Origin of the sequence: Streptomyces yaizuensis, assembly GCF_034961445.1 — a bacterium.
GTDB lineage: Bacteria > Actinomycetota > Actinomycetes > Streptomycetales > Streptomycetaceae > Streptomyces > Streptomyces yaizuensis.
In genome coordinates, this window is the sequence record NZ_BSBI01000014.1 from 205,643 (window position 1) to 229,888 (window position 24,246).

At 73.2% G+C, this 24,246-nt stretch carries 18 protein-coding genes, 1 tRNA gene and 1 pseudogene; 13 read left to right on the top strand and 7 right to left on the bottom strand.

Features of this window, described 5'->3' with window-relative positions; translation table 11 throughout:
* The first annotated feature begins 308 nt into the window (after positions 1–308).
* From SYYSPA8_RS29540 to SYYSPA8_RS29560, 5 genes are read left to right on the top strand one after another with little or no spacing between them, the layout of a single operon-like run.
* Complete coding sequence (locus SYYSPA8_RS29540; RefSeq protein ID WP_323450436.1) at positions 309–2,453, top strand: sensor histidine kinase; 2,145 nt, start codon at positions 309–311, stop codon at positions 2,451–2,453.
* A 7-nt stretch (positions 2,454–2,460) separates the two neighbouring features.
* Positions 2,461–2,895 (top strand): roadblock/LC7 domain-containing protein, encoded by a 435-nt coding sequence (locus SYYSPA8_RS29545; RefSeq protein WP_323450437.1) that lies wholly within the window; start codon positions 2,461–2,463, stop codon positions 2,893–2,895.
* 2 nt (positions 2,896–2,897) lie between these two features.
* Positions 2,898–3,269 (top strand): DUF742 domain-containing protein, encoded by a 372-nt coding sequence (locus SYYSPA8_RS29550; protein ID WP_323450438.1) that lies wholly within the window; start codon positions 2,898–2,900, stop codon positions 3,267–3,269.
* The gene (locus SYYSPA8_RS29555; protein WP_323450439.1) at positions 3,247–3,900 is read left to right on the top strand and encodes a GTP-binding protein; all 654 of its coding nucleotides are present in this window, start codon (positions 3,247–3,249) and stop codon (positions 3,898–3,900) included. The genes SYYSPA8_RS29550 and SYYSPA8_RS29555 overlap by 23 nt, the downstream gene beginning before the upstream one ends.
* A complete protein-coding gene (locus tag SYYSPA8_RS29560; RefSeq protein WP_323450440.1) occupies positions 3,897–4,469 on the top strand; it encodes a GAF domain-containing protein in 573 nt (190 codons plus the stop codon). Before SYYSPA8_RS29555 ends, SYYSPA8_RS29560 begins: the two co-directional genes overlap by 4 nt.
* Positions 4,470–4,640: 171 nt before the next feature.
* Here SYYSPA8_RS29560 and SYYSPA8_RS29565 read toward each other — a convergent pair whose 3' ends face one another.
* The 3 genes from SYYSPA8_RS29565 to SYYSPA8_RS29575 all read right to left on the bottom strand — a co-directional run bounded on the left by SYYSPA8_RS29565 (position 4,641) and on the right by SYYSPA8_RS29575 (position 7,570).
* Positions 4,641–5,837: an acyl-CoA dehydrogenase family protein gene (locus SYYSPA8_RS29565; protein WP_323450441.1), complete on the bottom strand. Its 1,197-nt coding sequence runs from the start codon at positions 5,835–5,837 to the stop codon at positions 4,641–4,643.
* Between the two features lie 538 nt (positions 5,838–6,375).
* Positions 6,376–6,882 carry a mandelate racemase/muconate lactonizing enzyme family protein gene (locus SYYSPA8_RS29570; protein ID WP_323450442.1) on the bottom strand — a complete coding sequence of 169 codons (507 nt, stop codon included), beginning with the start codon at positions 6,880–6,882 and terminating at the stop codon, positions 6,376–6,378.
* Entirely contained in the window at positions 6,821–7,570 is a 750-nt protein-coding gene (locus SYYSPA8_RS29575; protein WP_323450443.1) for a mandelate racemase/muconate lactonizing enzyme family protein, read from the bottom strand. Before SYYSPA8_RS29575 ends, SYYSPA8_RS29570 begins: the two co-directional genes overlap by 62 nt.
* Before the next feature lie 551 nt (positions 7,571–8,121).
* Here SYYSPA8_RS29575 and SYYSPA8_RS29580 point away from each other — a divergent pair.
* From SYYSPA8_RS29580 to SYYSPA8_RS29590, 3 genes are read left to right on the top strand one after another with little or no spacing between them, the layout of a single operon-like run.
* Complete coding sequence (locus SYYSPA8_RS29580; protein ID WP_323450444.1) at positions 8,122–9,000, top strand: ABC transporter permease; 879 nt, start codon at positions 8,122–8,124, stop codon at positions 8,998–9,000.
* 44 nt (positions 9,001–9,044) lie between these two features.
* Complete coding sequence (locus SYYSPA8_RS29585; RefSeq protein ID WP_323450445.1) at positions 9,045–10,067, top strand: ABC transporter substrate-binding protein; 1,023 nt, start codon at positions 9,045–9,047, stop codon at positions 10,065–10,067.
* A 7-nt stretch (positions 10,068–10,074) separates the two neighbouring features.
* Positions 10,075–10,929 carry an ABC transporter ATP-binding protein gene (locus tag SYYSPA8_RS29590; protein ID WP_323450446.1) on the top strand — a complete coding sequence of 285 codons (855 nt, stop codon included), beginning with the start codon at positions 10,075–10,077 and terminating at the stop codon, positions 10,927–10,929.
* 19 nt (positions 10,930–10,948) lie between these two features.
* On the opposite strand, the gene SYYSPA8_RS29595 is transcribed toward SYYSPA8_RS29590, so the two are convergent.
* Positions 10,949–11,833, bottom strand: a complete 885-nt coding sequence (locus SYYSPA8_RS29595) for a sugar phosphate isomerase/epimerase family protein (RefSeq protein WP_323450447.1) — start codon at positions 11,831–11,833, stop codon at positions 10,949–10,951.
* A 38-nt stretch (positions 11,834–11,871) separates the two neighbouring features.
* Positions 11,872–15,408, bottom strand: a complete 3,537-nt coding sequence (locus SYYSPA8_RS29600) for a ThuA domain-containing protein (RefSeq protein ID WP_323450448.1) — start codon at positions 15,406–15,408, stop codon at positions 11,872–11,874.
* A 257-nt stretch (positions 15,409–15,665) separates the two neighbouring features.
* Between SYYSPA8_RS29600 and SYYSPA8_RS29605 the strand changes: the two genes are divergently transcribed.
* From SYYSPA8_RS29605 to SYYSPA8_RS29625, 5 genes and pseudogenes are all read left to right on the top strand, one after another.
* Positions 15,666–15,742 (top strand) — tRNA-Pro (locus SYYSPA8_RS29605).
* A gap of 90 nt (positions 15,743–15,832) precedes the next feature.
* Positions 15,833–16,338: pseudogene (locus SYYSPA8_RS29610) on the top strand (IS5 family transposase); the annotation flags it as partial.
* 369 nt (positions 16,339–16,707) lie between these two features.
* On the top strand, positions 16,708–19,158 hold the full coding sequence (locus tag SYYSPA8_RS29615) for a discoidin domain-containing protein (protein WP_323450494.1): 2,451 nt from the start codon (positions 16,708–16,710) through the stop codon (positions 19,156–19,158).
* Between the two features lie 1,018 nt (positions 19,159–20,176).
* The gene (locus SYYSPA8_RS29620) at positions 20,177–21,439 is read left to right on the top strand and encodes a molybdopterin-dependent oxidoreductase (protein WP_323450495.1); all 1,263 of its coding nucleotides are present in this window, start codon (positions 20,177–20,179) and stop codon (positions 21,437–21,439) included.
* Positions 21,436–21,954, top strand: coding sequence for a hypothetical protein (locus SYYSPA8_RS29625; RefSeq protein ID WP_323450449.1), 519 nt, complete (start codon positions 21,436–21,438; stop codon positions 21,952–21,954). The genes SYYSPA8_RS29620 and SYYSPA8_RS29625 overlap by 4 nt, the downstream gene beginning before the upstream one ends.
* Positions 21,955–21,979: 25 nt before the next feature.
* On the opposite strand, the gene SYYSPA8_RS29630 is transcribed toward SYYSPA8_RS29625, so the two are convergent.
* Both SYYSPA8_RS29630 and SYYSPA8_RS29635 read right to left on the bottom strand, forming a co-directional pair.
* Positions 21,980–22,624, bottom strand: coding sequence for a class I SAM-dependent methyltransferase (locus tag SYYSPA8_RS29630; RefSeq protein ID WP_323450450.1), 645 nt, complete (start codon positions 22,622–22,624; stop codon positions 21,980–21,982).
* A gap of 169 nt (positions 22,625–22,793) precedes the next feature.
* The gene (locus SYYSPA8_RS29635; RefSeq protein WP_323450451.1) at positions 22,794–24,236 is read right to left on the bottom strand and encodes a glycosyltransferase 87 family protein; all 1,443 of its coding nucleotides are present in this window, start codon (positions 24,234–24,236) and stop codon (positions 22,794–22,796) included.
* Positions 24,237–24,246: the final 10 nt, after the last annotated feature.

A 24,246-nucleotide genomic window follows, 5' to 3' on the forward strand; every position in this document is an offset into this window, starting at 1 on the left:
GCCTCCACCGGCCCGACGGACCTCCGGGATCCGCCGCGAAACCCCCGCCGGACGCCGGAAGCAGCGCGTCTTTTTCGTACCGGAGTACGGGGCCTCATACCAGAGCGGGGTGAATAGCGGGGAAGTTTGTCAACTCCCCGGCATCCTTGCTCGTTGGACGACTACCGTGTGTTGCCGGTGATCAACGGTGGGCTCATCCCGCCCCTGCCGGAACGCCGTTGTCCGCGCCGTACCCCCACCCCCAGTACCAGCGAGATCCCCACGCAGTACCCGCCGAACCCTGGGACCCCCACGTACCAAGGACGCCGATGACTCCCTTACGCGCACCCGCCATGCGGCCCGACCTCCGGGACGGGGGACGCCACGGCCGGCAGGACCCCCACCCCGCCCCCGTGGCGGACGGGCCGCGTCCCCGGCCGCCCTCGCCGGAGGACCGCATCCGTCCGCGTCTGCTCCGCACCGCCGTACTGCCCGCCCTGGTCAGCGCCGTCAGCGGGGCCACGGCCGTGGCCTTCACCGTGCACACCGCGGCCCCCGAGCCGACCGCCGCGCTGTGGACCGTGCTGACCGCCGCCGCCGGGCTCGCCATAGCGGCGGTCGCCGCCGCCGCGTCCGGCGCCGAACGGATGGCCGCCTCCCTGCTCCAGCGGTGCCACGCCCTCCAGCGCGCCACCGAGCGGCGCCAGGCCGATCTGCGCACGGTGGTCGACGGGCTCCAGCGCGGCGAGAGCGGCCCCGAGGCCCCCGGCGGCCCCCAGCCCGACCCGCCCCAGCGGGACGAACTCGACGACCTCGCCGTGGAACTGGGCCGGGCTCACGAGAGCGCCGTCCACGCCGTGGTCCAGGCGTCCCGGTTCTCCACCAGCGTCGGCAGCGAACAGAAGCTGGAGGTCTTCGTCAACCTGGCGCGTCGGCTCCAGTCCCTCGTCCAGCGGGAGATCCAGCTCCTGGACGACCTGGAGAACGACGTCGAGGACCCCGATCTGCTCAAGGGCCTCTTCCAGATCGACCACCTCGCCACCCGCATCCGCCGGCACGCGGAGAACCTGGCCGTCCTCGGCGGCGCCATCTCCCGCCGGCAGTGGTCCAGCCCGGTCACCATGACCGAGGTGCTGCGTTCGGCGATCGCCGAGGTCGAGCAGTACCCCCGGGTCAAACTGGTGCCCCCGGTCGACGGCACCCTGCGCGGCCACGCCGTCGCCGACGTGATCCACCTCCTCGCCGAACTGGTCGAGAACGCCTGCGCGTTCTCCAGCCCGCACACCCAGGTGCAGCTGCGCGCCCAGCACGTCACCGCCGGGATCGCCGTGGAGGTCGAGGACCGCGGCCTGGGCATGCCGCTGCCGGAGCAGGACCGGATGAACGCGCTCCTCGCCGACCCGGACCAGGTGAGTGTGGCCCGGCTGCTCCAGGACGGCCGGATCGGCCTGTTCGTGGTGGCGGCACTCGCCCGCCGCCACGGCATCGCGGTCCGGCTCCAGTCCAACATCTACGGCGGGGTGCAGGCCGTTCTCGTCCTGCCCCAGGGACTCATCGGCACCGGCGGCGGGCCGGGCGGCCTCGGACGGGCCACGCCGGCCCTGGGCACGGAACGCCCCCGGCCGCAGGTGGCCACCCCGGCACCCGTCCCCCGCGGACCGGCCGCCCCGCAGCTGCCGCGCGTACCGGAACAACAGCTCCCACCGGTGTACGGGCCCCCGGGGGCCGCCGCCCGCGCGGACCAGCCCGTACCGCCCGCGCAGTGGGAACACCCACCGGCCCGCTCTGCCCCTCCCGTACCGCCCGTACCGCCCGTACCGCCCGTACCTCCGGTGCCGGAGCGCTCCCCGGCCACCGCGCCGTCGACGGCGGGGGACCGCGACCACCCCGACCGCCCCGACCACCACACCGACCGGGACCGTCCGGACGACCGGGGCCGATCCCACGAGGAGGGCCACCCGCACGGCGACCGCCCCCGCGAACCCGACCGCCCCGACCACCACGCCGACCGGGAACCCGGGCCAGGACCCGCGTACGCACCGGCCCGCGCGCTCGCCCCGCTGCCCGTCCGCTCCGGGAGCGCGGACCGCCCCCGTCCGGGCGCCGCGCGCCCCACCACGCACCGCCGCGCCGAGCCCGCGGGCCCCGGAGCCAGGGAGCGGCCCGGCACGACGCCCGTCCTGCCCATCGGGGCCGTACGCGGCGGCTCGGAGCGGCCGTCGCTGCCCACCCGGCGCAGCCAGGAACATCTGGCCCCGCAGCTGAGAGCGGGCCCGCCGAACCCCGGCACGGGCACCACCCCCACCACCCCCACCGGGCCCGCGCTCCACGACCCCGGCCTGATGGCCGCCTTCCGGCGCGGCATCCGGCTCGCGGAGGCGGAGCCGCCGCCGTCCCTCCTCTACACCCTCCCGGCGGACGCCCCCGCTCCCCACCCCGAACCACAGCGTCACGACGACATCCCCAAGGAGTAGATGCACCATGGCGAGCGATGTGCCGACCGGTCATGTATCGGACCTCGACTGGCTGCTGGGCGGTCTGGTCCAGCGGGTGCCCTACACCCGCCACGCGGTACTGCTCTCCTCCGACGGCCTGGTGAAATCCGTCCACGGGCTGGACCCCGACAGCGCCGACCATCTGGCGGCGCTGGCCTCCGGCCTCTACTCGCTGGGCCGCAGCGCCGGAGCGCGCTTCGGCGACGGCGGCGAGGTACGCCAGGTCGTCGTGGAACTGGACTCCACCCTGCTGTTCGTCTCCACCGCGGGCTCCGGCACCTGCCTGGCCGTGCTCGCCGACCGGGAGGCGGACGCCGCCGTCCTCGGCTACGAGATGGCGATGCTGGTCAAGAGCGTACGTCCCTATCTCACCACCCCGGCCCGGCAGGCCGGGGGGACACCGAGCACCGCGGGGCACTGACCGTGCCCGCCCCCCAGGACGGGCCCCTTCTCGACGACGACGCCGGCCGGATCGTCCGGCCGTACACGGCGAGCGGCGGCAGGACCCGGCCCACCGCGGCCCTGGACCTGCTCTCCCTGGTGGTGGCCACCGGGACCGCACCGGCGCGGCACCTCGGGCCCGAGCACGCCCTCGTACTCGGCCTGTGCGCCGCTCCGGTCCCGGTCGCCGAGGTCTCGGCGCACCTGGGACTCCCGGCGGGCGTCACCAAAGTGCTGCTCTCCGACCTCGTCGACTGCGGGGCGATCGCCGCCCGAGCGCCCCGCAGTCCTGTGACACCGACCGACCGTTCCTTGCTGGAGGCAGTGCTCGATGGCCTACGACGACGGCTCTGACGCAGACCGCCCGGGTGGACACCCGGCGAACACCGGCGTGCCGGACGACTCCCCCACCGCCCTGAAGATCCTCGTCGCGGGAGGCTTCGGGGTGGGCAAGACGACCTTCGTGGGAGCGGTCAGCGAGATCGACCCGCTGAGCACGGAGGAGCTGCTGACCCAGGTCAGCGTGGCGACGGACCCGCTGGACGGCGTCGAGGACAAGACGCGGACCACGGTGGCCATGGACTTCGGCCGGCTCAGCCTCGACCGGCGCCATGTGCTGTACCTCTTCGGCACGCCCGGCCAGGAGCGCTTCTGGTTCATGTGGGACGAGCTGTGCCGGGGCGCGCTGGGCGCCGTCGTCCTCGCCGACACCCGCCGGCTCCAGGACTCCTTCTCCGCCGTGGACTTCTTCGAGGAGCGGGGCATGCCGTTCGTGGTCGCGGTCAACGAGTTCGACGGCGCCTACCGCTACGAACCGGACGAGGTCCGTACCGCGCTCGGCCTCCCGGCGCAGGTGCCGGTGGTGATGTGCGACGCCCGGATCGCCAGCTCGGGCATCGGCACCCTGGTCACCCTCGTCCAGCACCTCCTGACCACGACCACCGCCGCGCCCGCACCGGAACCGAGCTATGGAGCACCGACATGACGTACGACCCCACGGGCCATCTGCTGCTGACCCCCGTCGACCCGGAGGCGCCCGTCCGGGTCCGGCGGCTGCGCCGGCTCGGCTTCGGGGACCGGCCCGACCCCGCCTTCGACACCTTCGCGGACCGGCTCGCCCAGGTCACCGGCGCCCCCTACGCCATGGTCAACTTCATTGACGAGAACCGGCAGTACTTCGCCGGGCTGCACACCCCCTCCGGGCGGCACAACGGCGGCTCGCTGACCGCCGCCGCCGCGTCCGGCGGGGCGGTCAGCAGGGTCATGGCCCGGGACCACGGCTACTGCCCGCACGTGGTGGTACGGCGCAAGGCGCTGGTGCTGGAGGACGTCTGCGACTACCCGCGGTTCGCGGGGAACCCCGTCGTGGACGAGATCGGCATCCGGTCCTATCTCGGTGCCCCGCTGATCGACCGCACCGGGATCGCGCTCGGCACCATCTGCGTGGTGGACACCGAACCCCGGCCCTGGGGGCGGGCGGGCCTGGAGACGATCAAGGCCCTGGCGGCGGAGCTGGTGGCGCAGATCCACCGGCGCGAGGACGGCCGCTTCTGACGTTCGACGGCCCCTACCCGCGCGGGTGAACGGGCAGGGACGCACGCGGGTCAACGGGCAGGGCGCACGCGGGTGAACGGGTCAGGGACGCGCGCGCCGCCGGGTCCGGCCCCCCGTTCCGGGCCCGGCGCACGCCCCCCGTGATCCGTATCCGCCGTCCGGCGGGCCGGGTCAGACCGCCGGCTCCAGCCGGGCGCTCCCGGACAGCCGCTGGGACCACTGCCCCTTGTCCACCCCGAGCGCCACCTCGGCCAGCCGCAGCAGCTGGATGTCGGAGGTCCCCGCCGGGGCGAACAGGTGGAACGCGTCCCGCAGATAGCGCTCCATGGGACGGTCGGCGAAGAGCCCGGCGGCGGCGTGTATCTCCATCGCGTTGCGGGCGGAGTCGATCGCCGACTCCACGTTGATCAGCTTGGCGTTCATCAGCTCCGCGTCGCAGGACAGCCCGCGGTCCAGCAGATGCACGGCGTGATACGCCGCCAGCCGCGCGGTCATCAGCCGGGACTGGAGCTTGCCCAGCTTCAGCCGGACCGACGGCAGATCGTGCAGGGGCTTGCCGTAGCGGTGCCGCTCCGCGCAGAAGGCCGTGGTCTCGTCCAGGATCGCCTGGTGGATCCCGAGCGAGACGGCGGTGAGGTTGGCCCGCCCGTACAGCACACTGGAGGAGTACGCCACGGAGAGGCCGTCGCCCTCGTGCCCCAGCCGGTTGGCCGCCGGCACCCGGCAGTCGCGGAAGAGCAGCTCGCCGAAGCTGAAGCCGTGCAGCCCCATCGCGGGCCGCTGCTCCCCGACGGTGCAGCCGGGCCGGTCCGCCTCCACGAGGAAGGCGGTCAGCCCTCTGGAGCCCGGTCCGGTTCTGGCCACCACACCGTGGAGGTCGCCCACATGGCTGTTGCCGACGTACACCTTGCGCCCGTTGAGGACGTAGTCGTCCCCGTCGCGCACCGCCGACGCGGTCATCCCCAGCACATGGCCGCCCGAGTCCGGTTCGGTCACGGCGATCGTCGGCAGGCAGCGGCCGGCGGCGATCAGCGGCAGCCAGGCGCGCTTCTGCGCGTCGCTGCCGAAGTGGACGATCTTGGCTACGCCCAGCTGGGATGCCTGGAGCATGGCCCCCATCGCCCCGCTGACCCGGGACAGTTCCTCGATGACGACGGTCTTGGCGAGATGACCGGCCCCCATGCCGCCGTACTCGCGGCCGATCGTGGCGCCGAGCCAGCCCTGGCGGGCTATCAGCCGGGACAGCTCGCGGTGCGCGCCGCGCGATGTCTCCATGGCGGCGATCCGCGGCCTTACCTCCCGCTCCGCGAACGCCCGTACATCACTGCGCAGTTGATCGTGGAGCCGATTGGTGAAGTACCCGTCCATCGCGAGCCTTCCTGTGCGACATGCCTGCCTGCCCGTGCGGTTGTTCGGACAGGTGGTGCGTGCGGCGGCGGTGGTCCCTCCGATCCCCCCGGTGCGGTGTCCCGGCACCGGGCGGCCGACCACCTCGGTCACTGCCGTACGGCATTCCCCCCGGGCTCTCATGTGCCACCTGCCGAACCCGATGGATTCGCGCCACGGGCGCGGCGGCGGGCGGCGGGCCGTCCCAGGCGTGCACAGCCGCGTCATTCGGCACCAACTGAAGAACCGATACGGCATAGACCAGGACGGAATCGGACGCATCTGAGCAGGGCGGTTGGAGCACAGAACCGGCCGTCCCGGCGCTCTGAAGCGTTGGGCCGGCGTGCGTGGTGCGCAGGGGAGCGGGAAGCGTGCCCAGCGGCAACCTCCTGCGCGTGCGCCCCCTCCCCGGCGGCGATCGGAGCGGCGCTTTATCCCGATTCCCTCGGTAATGCCGGGGAGTGCCGGGGGTCCTCCCCTCATGTTCCGGGGCGCGTGGGAGGGTCGACGCGCGCCCTTTTCACCTCCAGTGCTCCAGGATGTCGACCGAGAGCTTCCGCACCACCGTCTCATTCACCACGACCCCGAGACCGGGAGTGTCGGGAACGTATGCCTTGCCGCCCACCACCCGTACGGTCTCGACCGCATAGGGCGATTCGACGAACTGCCGGCCGTTGAGATCGACCGGCGTGTCGATCCCGTACGCCGCGAAGAGATGGAGCGAGGCCGCGAGCCCCAGATCGGAATCGGTCAGCCCCGATCCCATCAGCCGTACGCCGCACTCCTCGGCCAGGGAGCAGAGCCGGCGCGAGAGGGTGAGGCCGCCGCTCCGCTGCACCTTGGCGATGGCCACGTCGACCGCATCCAGCCGGACGAACGTCGCGAGATCGCTGGGGTGGCGCAGGCTCTCGTCCAGGGCGACCGGCACCGGCGAGTGCTCCCGCAGCCGCCGCAGCCCCGCGATGTCATTGGCGGGCAGCGGCTGTTCGAAGACCGAGACCCCGATGCCGTCCAGCCGCCGGGCCATCCGCAGGGCGGTCTGCGCGGTGTACGGCCTGGTTCGCGTCCACCCAGACCGGCGCGGCCGTCGGCGCGTGCTCGCGGACGGCCGCCACCACGGCCGCGTCGCCCTCCTCCCCGTACAGCCCGATCTTGACCTTGAAGGCGCGGTACCCGGCGGACACCCCCTCGGCGACGCTCTGGGCCGCCTCGGCGGGGGTGCCGCCCGAGACGATCCAGCCGAGTTCGGCGGTGTCGCGCCGGCGCTGGCCCCAGAGCACGCCGAGCGGCACTCCGGCGGCGCGGCCGAGGAGATCGTGCAGCGCCATGTCGAGGGCGCCGCGGGCCAGCGGCGCCCCGATCGTGTAGCCACGGCTGATCGCCCGGTCGAAGGCCCGGTCCACCGCGTCCAGATGCCAGGCGGGCAGGCCGAGCAGGGCGGGCGCGAGATAGCGGTCGACCGTGGTGACGATGGACTCGGCGGTCTCGTCCGTCCAGGAGGGGAGCGGGGTCGCCTCGCCCCAGCCGTGCGCGCCGCCCCGGGCCGTCACCCGGACCAGGATCCGGATCGACGGCCGCCCGGCGACGGTGACCGGTCCGCCCGACACGGAGAAGGAACGGCGGGTGGGCAGGGCCACCGCGAAGGTCTCGACCCGTTCGACGGGCAGGGCGTCCCCGAACGGGCCCGGGGCGGGCTGCTGGGTCGGTGCGGGCATCGGATCCCCCTTCCTGTGCAGAGGCATGGGCCTGGGCGTCGGGGCCGGATCCTGCCCGGGAGCCCGGGAGCCCGGGAGCGTGCGGGTGTGCGGGGGTACGGGCCAGTGGGCCGGCGATCCGTACCCCGGATTCCGGCGTACCACGGTCCGTCCTGGTCCGTCCTGGTCCGCCCCGCAGGCCCCTGGCCGGGAGCCCGTGTCCGGAGATCCACCGCACCACCTCCCGGGAGCCCGGAACCCGCCCTCCCGGAACCGGCGGGCTCCGCCCCCTTGACCGTGTGTCCGGCAAGTCATTAGCGTGACGACACTCTGTCAGAAAGCGCTTTCTGCGAGCGTGTTCCCATCATCGCCGACCGGCGCACCCACCGACAGGGCGCGTACCGGCCACGGCCCCGGCCCGCGCGGCGACCGCCCCGGCCGGGACACACGCGGCGGCCCGCCCGCCGCGCGCACCGCGATGCCGCCCGAGGGATGCCGCCCGGGGATGCCCCCGAGCGTCCCACCAGTGCGATCCCCCACCGTGACCGCTCCGGAGACCGGAGGAGCCGACCGTGAGCCAGAGTGTCGCCGGCCAGAGTGCCGCCACAGGAGCGCCCCGGGACGTCCCCGGTGTCGCCCGGCGTGACCGACCGGGCGGCGCGGAGCGGGCGGCCCGCGCCGCGGAACGGACCTGGCGCCCCGCCGCCCTGCTGCTCGCCTGCTTCGCCGCCTGGTGGGCGGTGGCCGCCGCCGAACTGGTCGAGCCCTATCTCGTCCCCTCGCCCGGCGCCACGCTCGACGTGCTCACCGGCCGGCCCGGCTATCTCTGGCAGCACACCTGGGTGACCACCTACGAGACCCTGCTCGGCTTCGGCATCGCGGTGGCCGTCGGAGTGCTCGCCGCCGTGATCATGGTCTACTCCGCGACCGTCGAGAAGACGCTCTACCCCATCCTGCTCTTCGCCCAGGTCGTCCCGAAGATCGCCGTCGCCCCGCTCTTCGTCGTCTGGCTCGGCTTCGGCACCGCGCCCAAGATCCTCATCGCGGTGCTGATCGCCTTCTTCCCCGTCGTCATCTCCATGGTCACCGGCCTCAGGTCGGTGGATCCGGAGATGCTCGACCTCGCCGCCACCATGGGCGCGGGCCCCTGGCAGACCTTCACCAGGATTCGCTTCCCCGCCTCGCTGCCGCATCTCTTCGCCGGGCTCAAGGTCGCCGTCACCCTCGCCGTGACCGGGGCCGTCGTCGGCGAGTTCGTCGGCGCCGACGAAGGGCTCGGCTATGTCATCTTCCAGGCCAACGGAAATCTCGACACCCCGGTGCTCTTCGCCGCCCTGCTGGTGATGTCCCTGATCGGGGTCGTCCTCTTCGTCCTGGTCGAACTGGCCGAGAAGCTGCTGCTGCCCTGGCACGCCAGCCGCCGGGACACCGGCGCCACCACCGCCTACTGAGGCCGCCCGCCCCCACGGACCCACGCCGACGGGAAGGACCCGCCATGATCGCGCGCCGAACGCTCTCCGGCCTCCTGCCGCTCCTCCTGCTCACCGCCACGGCCTGCGGCGACGACACGGGCGGGACCACGACCATCGAATCGGGCCGGAAGCTGGACCGGGTCACCCTCACCCTCAACTGGTACCCGTACGGGGAGCACGCGCCCTTCTACTACGGCGAGCGGCGGAAGATCTTCGAGAAGCACGGCATCGACCTCACGGTCCGCGCCGGGCAGGGCTCCCAGAAGACCGTCCAGGCCACGGGCGCGGGCCGGACCGACTTCGGCTGGGCCGACACCCCCGCGCTGCTCGCCGGTGTCGACTCCGGGGTCGGGGTCAGAAGCCTCGGGGTCTTCCTCCAGACCACGCCGGCCTCGGTGCAGTTCCTCGCGTCCGAGGGGATCTCCGCCCCCGCCGACCTCGTGGGCCGGACCGTCGCGGGCACCGCCGGTGACGCCCTCTCCCGGACCTTCCCCGTCTTCCTGAGGCGGAACGGCATCGCCGAGTCCGATGTCGCCGTCCGGAACACCGATCCCGCGGGCAAGATCGCCGCGGTGATCTCGGGGCGTACCGACGCATTGCTCGGTTACGCCAGCGACCAGGGGCCCACCATGCGGCACAAGTCCGGGCGCGAGGTCGGCTATCTGCGCTTCGCCGAGCACGGCCTGAACTTCTACTCCAACGGTCTGATCGTCTCGGAGCGCCGGCTCAACCAGCGGAAGGACCTGGCCGCCCGGATGGTCAGGGCGGTCAGCGAGTCCTTCGCCGCCGCGCGCCGGGCGCCGGGCGACGCGGTGGCCGCGATGAAGGGGGCGAGCGGGCAGCTGCCGCCGGCGCCGGTGCTGACCGAGCAGCTCACGACGACGCTGGGGCTGCTGCACACCCCGGCCACCCGGGGCAGGGCGCCCGGGGTCAACACCGAGGCCGACTGGCAGCGGACCATCGACGTCTTCGCGCAGGCCGGTCTGGTCAAGGATCCGAAGCCGGTACGGGAGTACTGGGACAGCACCGTCGGACCGAAGGGCTGAGCCGCCGATGGCCATCGGCAGGGGAGCGGGGGCACGGCGCGAGACGGCGCCCGCCCCGGCCGGCGCGGTCGCCCTCGACGGGGTGGCGGTCCGGTTCCGTACCCGGCGCCGGGAGGTCACCGCCCTGACCGGCGTGGGACTCTCCGTCGCCGCCGGGGAGTTCACCGCCATCGTCGGCCCCTCGGGGTGCGGGAAGTCCACCCTCCTCAAACTGGTCGCCGGGCTGCTGGCGCCGACGGCGGGCGAGGTGCGGCTCAGCGGCGAACCGGTCACCGGCCCCCGCCACGACATCGGCTTCGTCTTTCAGCGGGCCGCGCTCCTGGAGTGGCGCTCGGCCCGGCGGAACATCCTGCTCCAGGCCGAGATCCGGGGTATGGCGAAGGAGACCGCCGCCCGGCGGGCCGCCGAACTGATCACCATGACCGGGCTCGACGGCTTCGAGGACGCCTATCCGCACGAACTGTCCGGCGGGATGCGGCAGCGGGTCGCGCTCTGCCGGGCCCTGCTGCACGAACCACCCGTCCTGCTCATGGACGAGCCGTTCGGCGCGCTCGACGCGCTCACCCGGGAGCAGCTGAACACCGAGCTGAACCGGATCTGGCGGGAGACCGGCACCACGGTGCTGCTGGTGACCCACTCGGTCTCGGAGGCGTGCGTGCTCGCGGACCGGGTGGTGGTGATGAGCCCGCGGCCGGGGACGGTCACCGGGGTCGTCGAGGTGGGGCTCGGGCCCCGCCGGGAGTTCGCGGCGACGGTGGAGCGGCGGGAGTTCCGGACGGCCACGGCCCGGGTACGGGCCCTGCTCGGCGCGACATCGACCGCACCGGCGTCGCCGGGGGAGGGGGAGGGGATGGGGGACTGAGCGGCCGGGCCGCCGTTGCTCAGTACCGCAGCGCGGCCAGATACCGGTGGCTCGTCAGCGCCGTCGCGAAGGGGTCGGCGGGCCGGTCGTGCTCCACCAGCCACTGTCGTACGCCGCCGGCGCGCGCGGTCCGGAACATGGCCGCGAAGTCCAGCACCCCCGAGCCCACATCGGCGAAGCCCCCGTCCGCGGCCATGTCCTTGACATGGACCGCCGGGAACCGGTGCCGGTGGCCGAGGAACAGCGCCCCCGGGTCGGCGCCGCCCTTGACTGCCCAGTAGAGGTCCAGTTCAAAACCGACCAGCTCCGGATCGGTCTCCGTGAGCAGGATGTCGTACAGCCGCTCACCGTCCACCACCTCGTGGTCCGTCCCGTGGTTGTGGAAGAGCAGCCGCCCGAGGCCGGCGGCGCGGGAGGCGGCCCCGATCCGGTCGAACTCCCGGGCCGCCGCCCGGAAACCGGCCGGGGTGTGCATCGCCCGGGGCAGGCTCGGGACCACCGGCCAGCGCGCGCCCAGGGTCCGCAGATCCGCCAGCGCGCCCGGCAGCCCGTCGCCGCGCAGCACGTCGTACCCGATGTGCTCCAGGACGGCCCGCAGGCCCACCGCGTCCAGGAGCCGCCGGATCTCCCCGGCGCTCCGGCCGTGGCGGCCGCTGACGCCCACGGTCGCGTACCCCATGGCCGCGAGCCGGGCCAGCGTGCCCGCGAAGTCGGCGGCCAGCGCGGTGCGCATGGTGTACAGGTGCATGCCGAGTCCGGAACGGGGGATCCGCCGTGACCCGCAGCCCTGCGCCGCTTGCGAAGCCCCTGCCGCCCCGGTCACCGCTGAGGCGCCGGAGGCCGGGAGGGCGAGAGCCGCGCCCAGCGCCGTACCGAGAAACGCCCGTCTGCTGTCCACCGTCATCGTCCGTCCTCCTCCTCGCGCGTCCCGGCCCCGGGCTCTCACTCCACCCGGAGCGGCAGATGGGCGGTGGTCGTGTCCCCCCGGTCGTCGGTGACGGTCAGCCGCGCCGTGTACGCGCCGGGCCGGTCGTAGGTATGGGTGGCCAGAGCCGTCCGCGGCCCCGCCGGGCGGGAGTTGTCGCCGAAGTCCCAGTGGTACGAGGTGATCGCGCGGCCCGGCAGCAGCCGTACGGTCCCCGTCAGCGCCACCGTCAGCGGCGCCGGACCGGAGGTGGGCTCCGCCTGGATCCGGACCCGGGTCGCGGGCTGCCGCTCCACGCCGGGCCCGTTGAACCGCAGCCAGTCCAGGGCGAGCAGGTCGGGCTGCCCCGCCGACCACCGGGGGTGGGTGAAGACGGCGTACAGCCGCACCGTGCCGCCGGGGTTCCGCAGCCGCGTGGTGGGGGAGACGACCCGGCCCCAGTCGCCGGAGGCCGGGACCTCCACCGTACCCAGCAGCGGACCCTCGGGGGAGCCGGCCCGGAAGGCGACCGTGCCGCCGAGCCCGCCCGACGCCGCGCCCACCGTCACCGAGCGCACCCCCCGGAGCGAGACCGGGTCCAGGGCGATCCAGTCGCCGTGCTGGATCCCGCCCAGCCGCCGGCCGCCGGAGGCGTCGGCGCGACTCTCCGTCACGGCCCCGTCGCCGCTGCCGCCGGTCGCCGCGCGGTGCTCGGCCTCCCGGAACGACGGATGCAGCGTCAGCGCCGCCGAGCCGGTCAGCGCGGGCGCTCCCGGTGCGCCCCGGTCCTCGTACCGGGCGCTGATTCCGTAGTACAGATTCTGCCCCGGGCCGTGGCTCTCGCCCGCGTCCGTCACGATCCCGCCCCGGCAGCCGGTGTGGTTGTCCAGCGGATGCAGATGCGAGTCATGGCCCAGCTGGGACTGGACCACCACCCGCGCACAGTCGATCCGGCGATCCTCCCTGTCACGGACGGTGACCGTGAAGGGCACGGTGTCACCGAAGGAGAACATGCCGCCCCGCGCGGGCCGCTCCACCGTGACCACCGGCCGGGTGTTGCCCGCCGTGATCTCCTGCGCGGCGTACCCGGCGAGACCGCCGGGGCCGGTGACCGTGAGCGTCGCCGTCCAGGTCCCCCGCTCCCGGTAGACATGGACCGGGTCGCGCTCGGTGGAGTCGGTGGTGCCGTCGCCGTCGAAGTCCCACGCGTACCGCACCGGACGGCCGTCCGGCAGCCCGGAGCCGGCCCCGGAGAACGCGACCCGCAGGGGCACCGGACCGCTGTCGGGGGTGGCCGCCGCCCGCGCGTCCGGCAGCCGGTCGTCGCCGACGTGGTCGATCCGGTAGATTCCCGAGCCCTCGTTGCTGCCGCCCCGGCCGGTGCCGCTGCCCAGCCCGAAGTCGATCACGTACAGCGCCCCGTCGGGACCGAACTCCGCCTCGAAGGGCTGGTTCCACCGCAGATCCGCGAAGACGGTGTTGATCGACTGGAGGTCACCGGCCCGCGCCGGCGGGAACCGGGGATCCTCGAAGCGCTGGTCCGCCCGCTGGAGGGTGAACGCCTTGAACCACTTCCGGGTCAGCTCGAACGTGAGCCACCGGCCCTCGAAGTACTCCGGGAACTTGGTGCGGTACGGGTTCGCCGGATCGTGGTCGTACACGGGACCGCTCATGGGCCCGCCGCCGCCCGTGCCCAGCTCCGGGAAGTCCGCCGAGGCCGAGTACGCGTGCCAGACCGTGGCCGGCAGCGCGGGCGGCAGCTCGCGCAGCCCGGTGTTGTGCGGCGAGTCGTTGACCGGCCGGGCGCAGTCGAACGCCGGACCGGGGGTGCGGGTGGCGAAGTCGTAGTCGTGGAAGGGGGTGTTGTTCCCGGTGCAGTACGGCCAGCCGTAGTTGCCCGGCGCGGTGACCCGGATGTACTCGACGGTCCCCTCGGGGCCCCGGCCCGGCTTCGCGGACCGCGCGTCCGGCCCGTAGTCCCCGACGAGCAGGGCACCGCTGAGGGGGTCGGTGGTGATACGGAACGGATTGCGCATCCCCATGGCGTAGATCTCCGGCCGGGTGCCCTCCGTGCCCGGCGCGAACAGATTGCCCTCGGGGACGGTGTAGCCGCCGTCGTCCCCCGGGACGATCCGCAGGATCTTGCCCCGCAGGTCGTTGGTGTTCCCCGAGGTGGCCTGGGCGTCCCAGGCCCGCCGCCCCGGCCGCTCGTCCAGCGGGGAGAAGCCCTCGGAGGCGAAGGGGTCCGTATTGTCCCCGGTCGCCACGTACAGCCGGCCGGCCCGGTCGAACGCGAGCGAACCGGCCATATGGGAATTGGCCCGCCCCTCGCCGCGCCAGGTGTCCACGGTCAGCAGCCGCTTCTCCGACGCGGGATCCACGGTGTTCCCGGTGACCGTGAAGCGCGAGAGGTTCAGCCGCTTCTCGACCCGGTCGGAGTGGAGCAGATAGAGCCAGTGGTTACGGGCGAAACCGGGATCGAGGGCGAGCCCCAGCAGACCGTCGGACTGGCTGGTCATGTCCGGCGTGTACGCGAGGTCGAGCGCGGTGGTCACCTTCAGCGTGCGCTGGTCGATCACCCGGAGCCGGCCGGTGCGCTGGATGAAGAAGACCCGGCGGTCGGGGGCGACGGCCAGCTCGAAGGGGTCCGCGAGATCACCGGCGGCGAGGGTGGTGCGCTGGAAGGCCCCGGTCTTCGTCGCGGTGCAGTCACCCGGCTCCGCCCCGGCGGCCCAGCGGATCCCGCCCAGCAGATGCCGCCGGAAGGCGGGCTCGCGGAACGCGGCCGGGGCATGGCCGCCCGCCGTGTACCAGGAGCGCCCGCCGTCGTAGTCCTGACACCACGACCAGGGGTGGTCCACCCCCTCGTCCAGCCCGGTGACACCGTCCCGCACCTTGATCTGGGCCAGGGTGTGGACCTTGCCGGTGGGATTGGCGCGCCAGTTGTACCACTCCTCCGTACGCTCCCACAGCTCCGGAAGCTCCCTGGTCGAGGGGTGGGTCCGGTCGAGCACCTTGATCCGCCCGCGCTGCACCGCCGGATGTCCGTCGAAGATCGCCCCGACCAGCCCCTCGTACCAGGGCCAGTCCCGCTCGCTCGCCGACGCGGAGTGCAGCCCCATCCAGCCGCCGCCGCCCCGGACGTACCGCTGGAGCGCGGCCCGCTGCTCCGTGTCGAGCAGGGCCCCGGAGGCGGGGGTCGAGTTGGTGTTGTTGAAGATCACCGCCTGGAACCGGGCGAGTGAGGCGTCGGCGAAGACGGCGGCGTCGTCCGTGGCCTCCACCGCGAAGCCGTGCTCGGCCCCCAGCTGCCGGACCGCCTCGATCCCGTCGGGGATCGAGGCGTGGGCCACATTGGTCACCTTGGAGAACACCAGCACCCGGAAGGCCGCGGTACCGTCCCGCCCCTGGGCGGCCCCCGGCCCGGCGGGCCCGCCGAGAAGCGCGACCAGCGCGACGAGGACGGCGACCGGAGCGAGGTGCCGCCGACCGGCCCCGGCCCGGCGCGATCGCCGCGACCCCGGTGACCGCCGTAGTCGGTGCGGTCGCTGTGCTCCACGGTGGCGACTGGTCATGGCGCTCCCGGTGGCTGGTGGGCGGGACCGTACGGCGTACCGGTACGGGGGAAAGCGCTTTCTGTTCGCGTCGCACAGCGTAGATACGGGCGCACAGCCGGTCAATGCCTTCGTCGGCCCGCCCCTGCCCCACCCCGCCCCGCTCGGACCTGTCAGGGGGCTCCCCCGTCCGGAAAGCGGTTCGTGAGCACCGTCCCGAGTGCGGTATTGTTCTCATGCGCGCTCAGCCAGGGGGAAACCCCAGGTCAGGCGGGCATCGGGACGTGGCGCAGCTTGGTAGCGCACTTGACTGGGGGTCAAGGGGTCGCAGGTTCAAATCCTGTCGTCCCGACCAGCGTTTTCGCAGGTCGTAGGCGGTATCGGAGAAATCCGGTACCGCCTTCATGTTTTCTTGGGACCAGTTGGGGGCCAGCGGGTCCAGGTTCTGTCCGGTGGGTCATGGGGGCGGGGTGATCCGACGAATGCCGCGTGGGTGCGGCTGGAGCCGCACCTGCCAGTACCGGGACAGCGCGGTGGACGGTGGAACAATCACCGCAGGGTGATCGACGGCATCCTGTCCGGGGCCCGGACGGGCATACCGTGGCGAGATCTTCCCGAGCGTTTCGCCAGCTGGAAGACCGTTCATGAACGGCATCGCCGCTGGTCGGCGGACGGCACCTGGGACCGGATCCTGCGTGCCGTCCAGGCCGACGGCGACCTCGCGGGCCGGATCGACTGGAGCATGGTCGGCGTCGGCTCGACATCCTGCCGCGCCCATCGGCACGCGGCCGGAGCCCGGAAGAAGAAGCCGCGCATCCCGAAAAAAGGACCACGCCCCGGCACCACCGCCCCGATGAAGGACTCGGACGGTCCCGGGGTGGCCTGACCTGCAAGATCCATCTGGCCGGCGAAGGCGGATGCCGCCCCATGGCCTTCCTCCGATCAACCGGCTCAAGAACTCCCGAGCCGTCGCCACCCGCCACGACAAATTCGCCGTCCGGGCGGCATGGGTGGTGGGGGCTTCATCCGGCGGAGGGGTCGGCTTCGCGTACAAGGGCAGAGGTTTTGCGTCAACTCGCTTGTTTTAAGCCCGAGTTAATGTGCGAAGATCTTATGTTCAAGGGGTTCACAGTGGGTCCACAGCGGTTTCACAACCGATGTCGGCGCTTCACCGTTCCCTTTCCGCTTCCGCGGTCTGCCCAGGAGGTCCGATTGCAGCCCAGACGTATCCTCGCTCTCCCCCGAGGGTTACGCCGTTCCCCTCTGCTCATCGCCTTTGCCCTCGGCTCGTTGCTCGTCGGGGCCACGCCATGGCTCGGCGTGGCGAGTACCGGGCCGGGCGGCGGCCCCGACGGGGCAGCGCTCCGGCCGGCGTCCGCAGCAGTCGGCCAGCAGGCGGCGAAGGCGTCGCCGCACCACGCCGTGGCCCCGGCGAACGCCATGGAGCCCGCGGCTCCGCTACTCGACCGGACCGGATGGACCGTCACGGCGAGCGATGAGGAGACCGGCGCCGAGAACGGCCGCGCGGCCAACGTCCTCGACGGCAACGCGGCCACCATCTGGCACAGCAGGTATGCCGGCACCCCGGCCCCGCTGCCGCACAGCATCACCATCGACATGAATCGCACGGCGGTCGTCTCCGGCCTCGTCTACCTGCCCCGCAACGACGGCCCCAACGGGCGCGTCGGCGAGTACAGCATCAGCATGAGCGCGGACGGGCAGAACTGGGGCAGTCCCGTCGCCACCGGCACCCTCGCGGACGACGCCGCCGCCAAGACCCTCGGATTCGCCCCGACGGGCGCCCGGTTCGTCCGCCTCACCGCCGTCACCGAGGCCGGCAACCGCGGCCCGTGGACCACCGCCGCCGAGCTCAACCTGCTCGGCGACCCGGGAACTCCGGCAGCCACCGTCGACCTGCCCCGCACCGGATGGACGGCCACGGCGAGCGATGAGGAGACCGGCGCCGAGAACGGCCGCGCGGCCAACGTCCTCGACGGCAACCCGGCCACCATCTGGCACAGCAGGTATGCCGGCACCCCGGCCCCGCTGCCGCACAGCATCACCATCGACATGAACCGCACGACTGCCGTCTCCGCCCTCGTCTACCAGCCCCGCAACGACGGCCCCAACGGGCGCGCGGGCGCGTACACCGTTACCACCAGCACCGACGGGACCACCTTCGGCACCCCGGTCGCGGCGGGCACCTGGCGCGACGACGACACCGTCAAGACCGCCACCTTCACCAGCACCGCGACCGCCCGCTACGTACGCCTGACCGTGACCGGCGAGGCCGGCAACCGCGGGCCCTGGACCACGGCCGCCGAGATACGCCTGAGCGGACCGGCCAACCCGGCCACCCACGGCGCCTGGGGCCGGATCACCGGATTCCCCCTCGTACCGGTGGCCACCGCCGTCCTGCCCGGCGACAAGCTCCTGGCCTGGTCGGCGTACGCGGTCGACCGCTTCGGCGGCAGCAACGGCTACACCCAGACCGCGATCCTCGACCTGAAGACGGGCAAGGTCACCCAGCGCCGCGTCGACAACACCGGCCACGACATGTTCTGCCCGGGTATCGCGATGCTCGCCGACGGCCGGGTCTTGGTCACCGGCGGCAGCAACGCGGAGAAGGCCAGCATCTACAACCCGGCCACCGACACCTGGTCCGCGACCAGCAACATGAACATCGCCCGCGGCTACCAGTCGATGACCCTGCTCTCCACCGGCGAGGCCTTCGTCCTCGGCGGGTCCTGGAGCGGAGCCGCGGGTGACAAGGCCGGCGAGGTCTGGTCCCCGAACACCTCCACCTGGCGCAAGCTCCCCGGCGTCCCGGCCACTTCGGCCATGACCGCCGACCCGGCCGGCCCCTACCGCGCCGACAACCACATGTGGCTGTACGCCACGTCGGGCGGCAGGGTGCTCCAACTCGGCCCGAGCAAGCAGATGAACTGGATCACCACCGCCGGGAACGGCAGCGTCACCCCGGCCGGCACCCGCGCCGACAGCCAGGACGCCATGACCGGCAACGCCGTCGCGTACGACATCGGCAAACTGCTCACCCTGGGCGGCTCGCCCGCGTACGACAACGTGCCCGCCACCCGGCGCGCGTACACCGTGAGCGTCAACGGAAACCAGGTCCAGGCCGCGCGTACGGGCGACATGGACCAGGCCCGCGCCTTCGCCAACAGCGTCGTCATGCCCGACGGCAAGGTCGCCGTCTTCGGCGGCCAGTCGTACCCCGTGCCGTTCAGCGACGCCACCTCCGTGCTGACCCCCGAACTGTGGGACCCGGCGACCGGCAGCTTCACCCCGCTCGCCACCATGGCCATCCCGCGGAACTACCACAGCGTGGCGAACCTGCTGCCCGACGGCCGGATCTTCTCCGGCGGCGGCGGCCTCTGCGGCGACTGCACCACCAACCACGCCGACGGAGCCGTGTTCACCCCGCCGTACCTGCTCAACGCGGACGGCTCACCCAAACCGCGTCCCGCCATCACCGGCGGCGTACCGCCCCAGGCCCCCGCGGGCACCTCGCTCACGGTCACCACCGGCGGGCCGGTGGCCTCCTTCGTGCTGATGCGGGCGGCGGCCGCGACCCACTCCACCGACAACGACCAGAGGCGCGTCCCCCTGACCTCCACCCCCGCGGGCGCCAACACCCATACGGTCTCCATCCCGGCCGACAGGGGCGTCGTCCTCCCCGGCACCTACATGCTCTTCGCCCTCAACGCCCAAGGAGTCCCCAGCACCGCCCGCTTCATCACCATCTCCTGACCCCCACCACTCCCGACCACCACCTGAACCCCCCGCCCCGTCACCGGGGCGGGGGTGAGCCCGCCCCCGCGTGCGCGGGGACCATGGTCCGGGTCGTGACCACGCCGAGGTGATCAGGGGGACCATCCCCGCCGGCGCGCGGGGTGCGTACCGTGCAGGGAATCCCGTCGCCCGTCGCGCCTGTCCTCCCATACGACCGGGATCAGGGCGAGCGTACCGGCGGGATTCCTCAGGCGCCCGAGGCGGATTCGGTAGAGGTGCCGGCACACCTGGCCGAGCGGCCGGCCGTCGGTTCGGCAGAGGACGAGCCCTGCGACCGGTCGTTCCCGAAAGGCCGCGGGTCGCCGCCGCCTCCGCGTGGCGCGTCGGGGCGGTGGCCGTCGTCCACAGGGTGATCTCTCTCCCCTCGGCCGCGTCCGCCGGCCTGCCCCGTCCGCCCGGTACGGCTCCGACCTGACCCGGCCCGCCCAGGCGGACGTGAAGCCGCCGCACATCATCAGCCGGGCGGACCGGACGGGTGACATCGGTGGCAGATCACAGGGCGCGCCCGACCGGCTGTCTTCGGGCAGGCTCCTCATGCGTCAGCGTGGCCAGGTGTGCCGGCGTCGCCGTCAGGCCGATCGAACGACGGAGTCGCCACCCGGCACCTCGGCGGGGACGTCACCCGGGACCTCGGCGGGGGCGTCCGACCGTTCGGTGTGGGCCAGGAGAAGGGGCATCGGTGGACAGGAACGAGGAGGAGAAGGAGCCCTCGGACCCGGGATCCGGATCCCCGGGGCGGGACGCCGCACCCGGCGGCGAGCCGGCCTCCGGCGACAGTGCGCCCGGGGCTGCCTCGGAAGGTCGGCGCCCCGCGGAACGACCGGACGGAACGGCCGCCCGTATCGGCCGACGGGGGCCTGCCGGGCCCGCCCCGGCCGGGCAGGGGGCGGCTGTGCGGCAAGGAGTGCCGTCGGACGGTGCGGATCGCTCCGAGCGGACAGCTGCCCCACCCGGGAAGCCGGGCCGTGGGCGGCTGCTGTCGTCGGTCGTCCCCGCAGGCCCGCCGCCGGGCCCGGCGCGTCCGGAGTTCTGGCGCAGTCCGCTGCGGGGGCCGTGGCTGACGGCCGTGTTCGGGCTGATCCTGCTCTTCGGTGTGACGGTCCTGTTCGTGACCGGGCTGCTGTCCTACGCCGCGTACAACCCGGACCTGGCCCGGACCAACGACGAGACGCCCGACAAGGGGCTGCTCGGTTTCTACCTGTTCTCCTGGCCGACCTCGCCGTACTGGATCTACCGTCTGACCCAGGGCATCCACGTCACCCTGGGGATCGTGCTCGTGCCGGTGCTGCTGGCGAAGCTGTGGTCCGTCATTCCCCTGCTGTTCTCCTGGCCGCCGGTGCGCTCGTTCAGCCACGCGGTGGAGCGACTATCACTGCTCCTCCTGGTGGGCGGTGCCCTGTTCGAGTTCGCCACCGGAATCCTCAACGTGCAGCTCCACTACATCTTCCCGGGCTCGTTCTACACCCTCCATTTCTACGGCGCATGGGTGTTCATCGGTGCTTTCGTGGTCCATGTGGCCTTCCGGCTGCCCAGAGCACTGCGTGCGGTACGCCCCGGCCGGGCCCTCCCCGCCGCCGGGGACCGGTCCGCCGCACTCGTGTCGCCCCGTCCGGCGCCGGTGACCCTGTCCCGCCGTGGTGCCGTGGCGCTGGTGGGCGCCGGGTCCGGGGTGCTGCTGCTGGTCACGGCGGGGCAGAGCGTGGGCGGCCGGCTCCGCAGGACGGCGGTGCTCGCCCCGCACGGCCAGGACCCCGGGCCGGGGCCGAACGGGTTCCAGATCAACAAGACGGCCGCCTCCCTCGGCATCCGTACCAGCGACATCGGACCCGGATGGCGGCTGACCGTGCTCGGCGGCGGCCGTCGGACCGTGCTCACCCTCGACGCACTGCGCGCCCTGCCCCAGGACGAATGCGCACTCCCCATCGCCTGCGTGGAGGGCTGGTCGACAACGGATCAACTGTGGCGAGGAGTACGGCTGGCCGCGCTGGCCGAGCTGGTCGGGCTCGGCACGGACCCGCCGCACGTCCTGGTGGAATCCGTGCAGCGGGGAGGCGCCTTCGCGTCGGCCGTCCTCCGGGACAACCAGGTCCGCGACCGGCGATCACTGCTCGCCCTGTGGGTCAACGGGGCGGTGCTCTCGCCCGACCACGGCTATCCGGCCAGGATCATCGTCCCCGGCGCGCCCGGGGTCCACAACACCAAATGGGTCACCCGCCTCACCTTCGGAGAGCGGGTATGAGCGCTTTCCGCGACCGCTACGGCGCCTCCCCGCTGCATCTGCTGCTGGTCCTCGCGTCCTTCGCCCTGACCCTGTACGCGGGGGTGAGGCTGCTCCGGGGCGACACGGTGGGCGTACTGGTCTGGTTCGTCGGAGCCGCCCTCATCCATGATCTGCTCCTGCTGCCCGCCTACTCCGTCACCGATCGGGCCGCCCGGCGCCTGTGCCGTCCGCGCCCGGGCCGACCCGTACCGAAGCACCGTGGATCCGGCGCCCCGCCGCCGGACACGGCCCCGGTACGCCACGGCCTGAGCGTCAACCATCTGCGGGTGCCCGCCTTCCTGTCGGGGCTGCTGCTGCTCGTCTGGTGGCCGCTGATCCTGCGGCGGGTGCCCCACTACACGGCCGTGACAGGGCTGCCCGCCGACGTGTTCCTGGGGCGATGGCTGCTGATCACGGCCGGTCTGTTCGCCGTGTCCGCGCTCTGTCTGCTGCTGCGGATGCGCCGGTCGGGCCGGTCGGTGCAGCCGGAGTGACCCGCGCCCGGTCCGGGGGCCGTCCTCAGGGAGAGGCCGTCAGGGCGGAGAAGTGACGTCTGCGGGATGTGGTCCAGTGCTCCGTGGCCGTCCATCCCGCGGTGCGCGCGTACCGGAGCAGCGCCCGGCGTCCGACGCTGGCCCAGGGGAATGCCGCGCCGCGCTTCCCGAGCCCGTCGTCGATGCGTACATGGTGCCGGGCGTCGACATCGGCGGCGACGGTTTCGACGAGCAGACGGCCACCGGGGCGGACCAGTTGGCGCGCCCGTTCCAGGAGCACGGAAGGGACGCCGCCGATCCCGATGTTCCCGTCGATCAGCAGGACGGTGCCCCACTGCCCCTCGCCGGGGAGTGCGTCGAAGACCGACCCCAGGCGGGCCCGACCCCCGCGCAGCACCGTGCAGACGACGGCCGAGACGCAGATGTCGATGCCCAGGGCGCGGTGACCGCGCACGGTGAGCGCCTCCACGAGCCGTCCTGCGCCGCAGCCGATGTCCAGCACCGGCCCTTCGCAGCGCCGCAGGACGGCCAGGTCGCACGAGTCCGCCCGGGCGCACCACCGGTCGAGTTCCAGCGGCAGCAGCCAGCCGTTCGTACCGCGCAGGAACAGCCGGCCCCGGCCGGCCAGCAGTGCGCAGTCGTAGGCGGTGCCGGTCCAGGGATCCGTCACGGCAGCCCCCGCGCCGGTGGGCGGCGGGTCCGCCCCGGCGGTGAGGCGTACCGCGGGGAACAGGCTGAAGGGCTCATCGTGGCCAGTGTGCGCACCGGGAGGCGGGCCGGCGAAGCCGGTTGCGCCGTTCGGGTGGGCCCCGCCACCGGCCCTCAGGACTCCGGCGTTCTCACCCGTTCGGCCGAGTGGGCTCGGTCGGCCGGCCGGCGCCGGATTCATGACCATCGCCGTGACGGGGTGTCTGCTCCCGGGACCTGCCCGGAGCCCGGTGCCGTACCGCCCAGCCCGTGAGCACCGCGCCCGCCGCGATCGCATAGGCGGTGGTGCCCACCGCGTACCCGTCGTCGAACGCCGGGGCCAGCACATACTTGGCCGCACCCGCCAGCGCGACCGTCAGCCACTCCCAGCGGCCGTCGAGAGCCACCAGGGCGACGAGCAGGAGGGCGTACCAGGAGTAGCCCGGCGTCAGCAGCAGAAAAACGGTGCCGGTGACCAGCAGGGCACCGCTCCACGGCCGGTCCGGATCACCCCGCCAAACCACCCACCCCACCACGGACACCAGAATCACCGCCAGGACAGGCAGCGCCCAGTCGTCCGGGAGCACCAGACGCAACAGGGCGAAACGGTTCTTGGCGGACGACGGGTCCTCGTACCCCTCCTCGGCGGCATAGCCGCCGAGGTAGCCGAGCACCGAACCCCGGGACACCAGCGCATAGGGCAGATAGACCAGCGCGGTCACCAGCGCGGCGGGCACCAGGACCGCCGCCGCGTCCCGGGCCCGCCGCAACCCGCTCAGCGCACCCGGTACCACCACCACGGGAAGCAGCTTCGTCGCGACGGCGGCCCCCAGGAGCGCCCCGCCCAGGCCACGGTGCCGGACCACGACACCGAGCGCCACGACGGCGAGCAGCGCCCCCAGCACATCGACGTGAGCGTTGTTGACCGCCTCGACCGGGACCGCCGGACACCACGCCCAGTACGCGGCCCACCGGACATCACCACGCCGCCGCAGCACCAGGAGCAGGGCGACCGTGGTCCCGACCGACAACAGCGCACCGCCCACCTGGAGCGGCTTGTGCCGGGAACCGTCCGGCGACACGGAATGAACCAGCAGGAAGTACCCCTCGGCCACGGGCGGATAGATGGTGGGCACTCCGGGCCGGTTGATCCGGGTGCAGCGGACCTGCCCGACCGGGCCCGGAACGCGCGTCGTGTCCGGGCCGGTGCACGCGGTGCCGGAGGGGAAGAGCCACCCGTCGCGCAGGGGGACCAGTGCCGCGTCGCGAGGCGCATGGTCGTACGGGGAGATACCGGCGGCCTGCACTCGGCCGTCCCACGCGTAACGGAACATGTCGGTGCTCGTACGCGGTGCCGCCGTCAATCCGGTGGCCGCCACCGCGATACCGCCGAGGAGTACCACGGCTGCCGCGTGCCGGGCGGAAACCCGGCGCAGTGACCGCACGGCGGCGGCGAAGAGCAGCCAGCACACCGCGTACCAGCGGGACAGCCCCGCCGGATCGCTGTGGTAGCCGTCGTGGCGGACGGTCAGGACCAGGAGAGTGACCAGTGCGGCGAGGAACAGACCCGTACGGACGATCTGTGGACCGATCACGGGTCCTGCC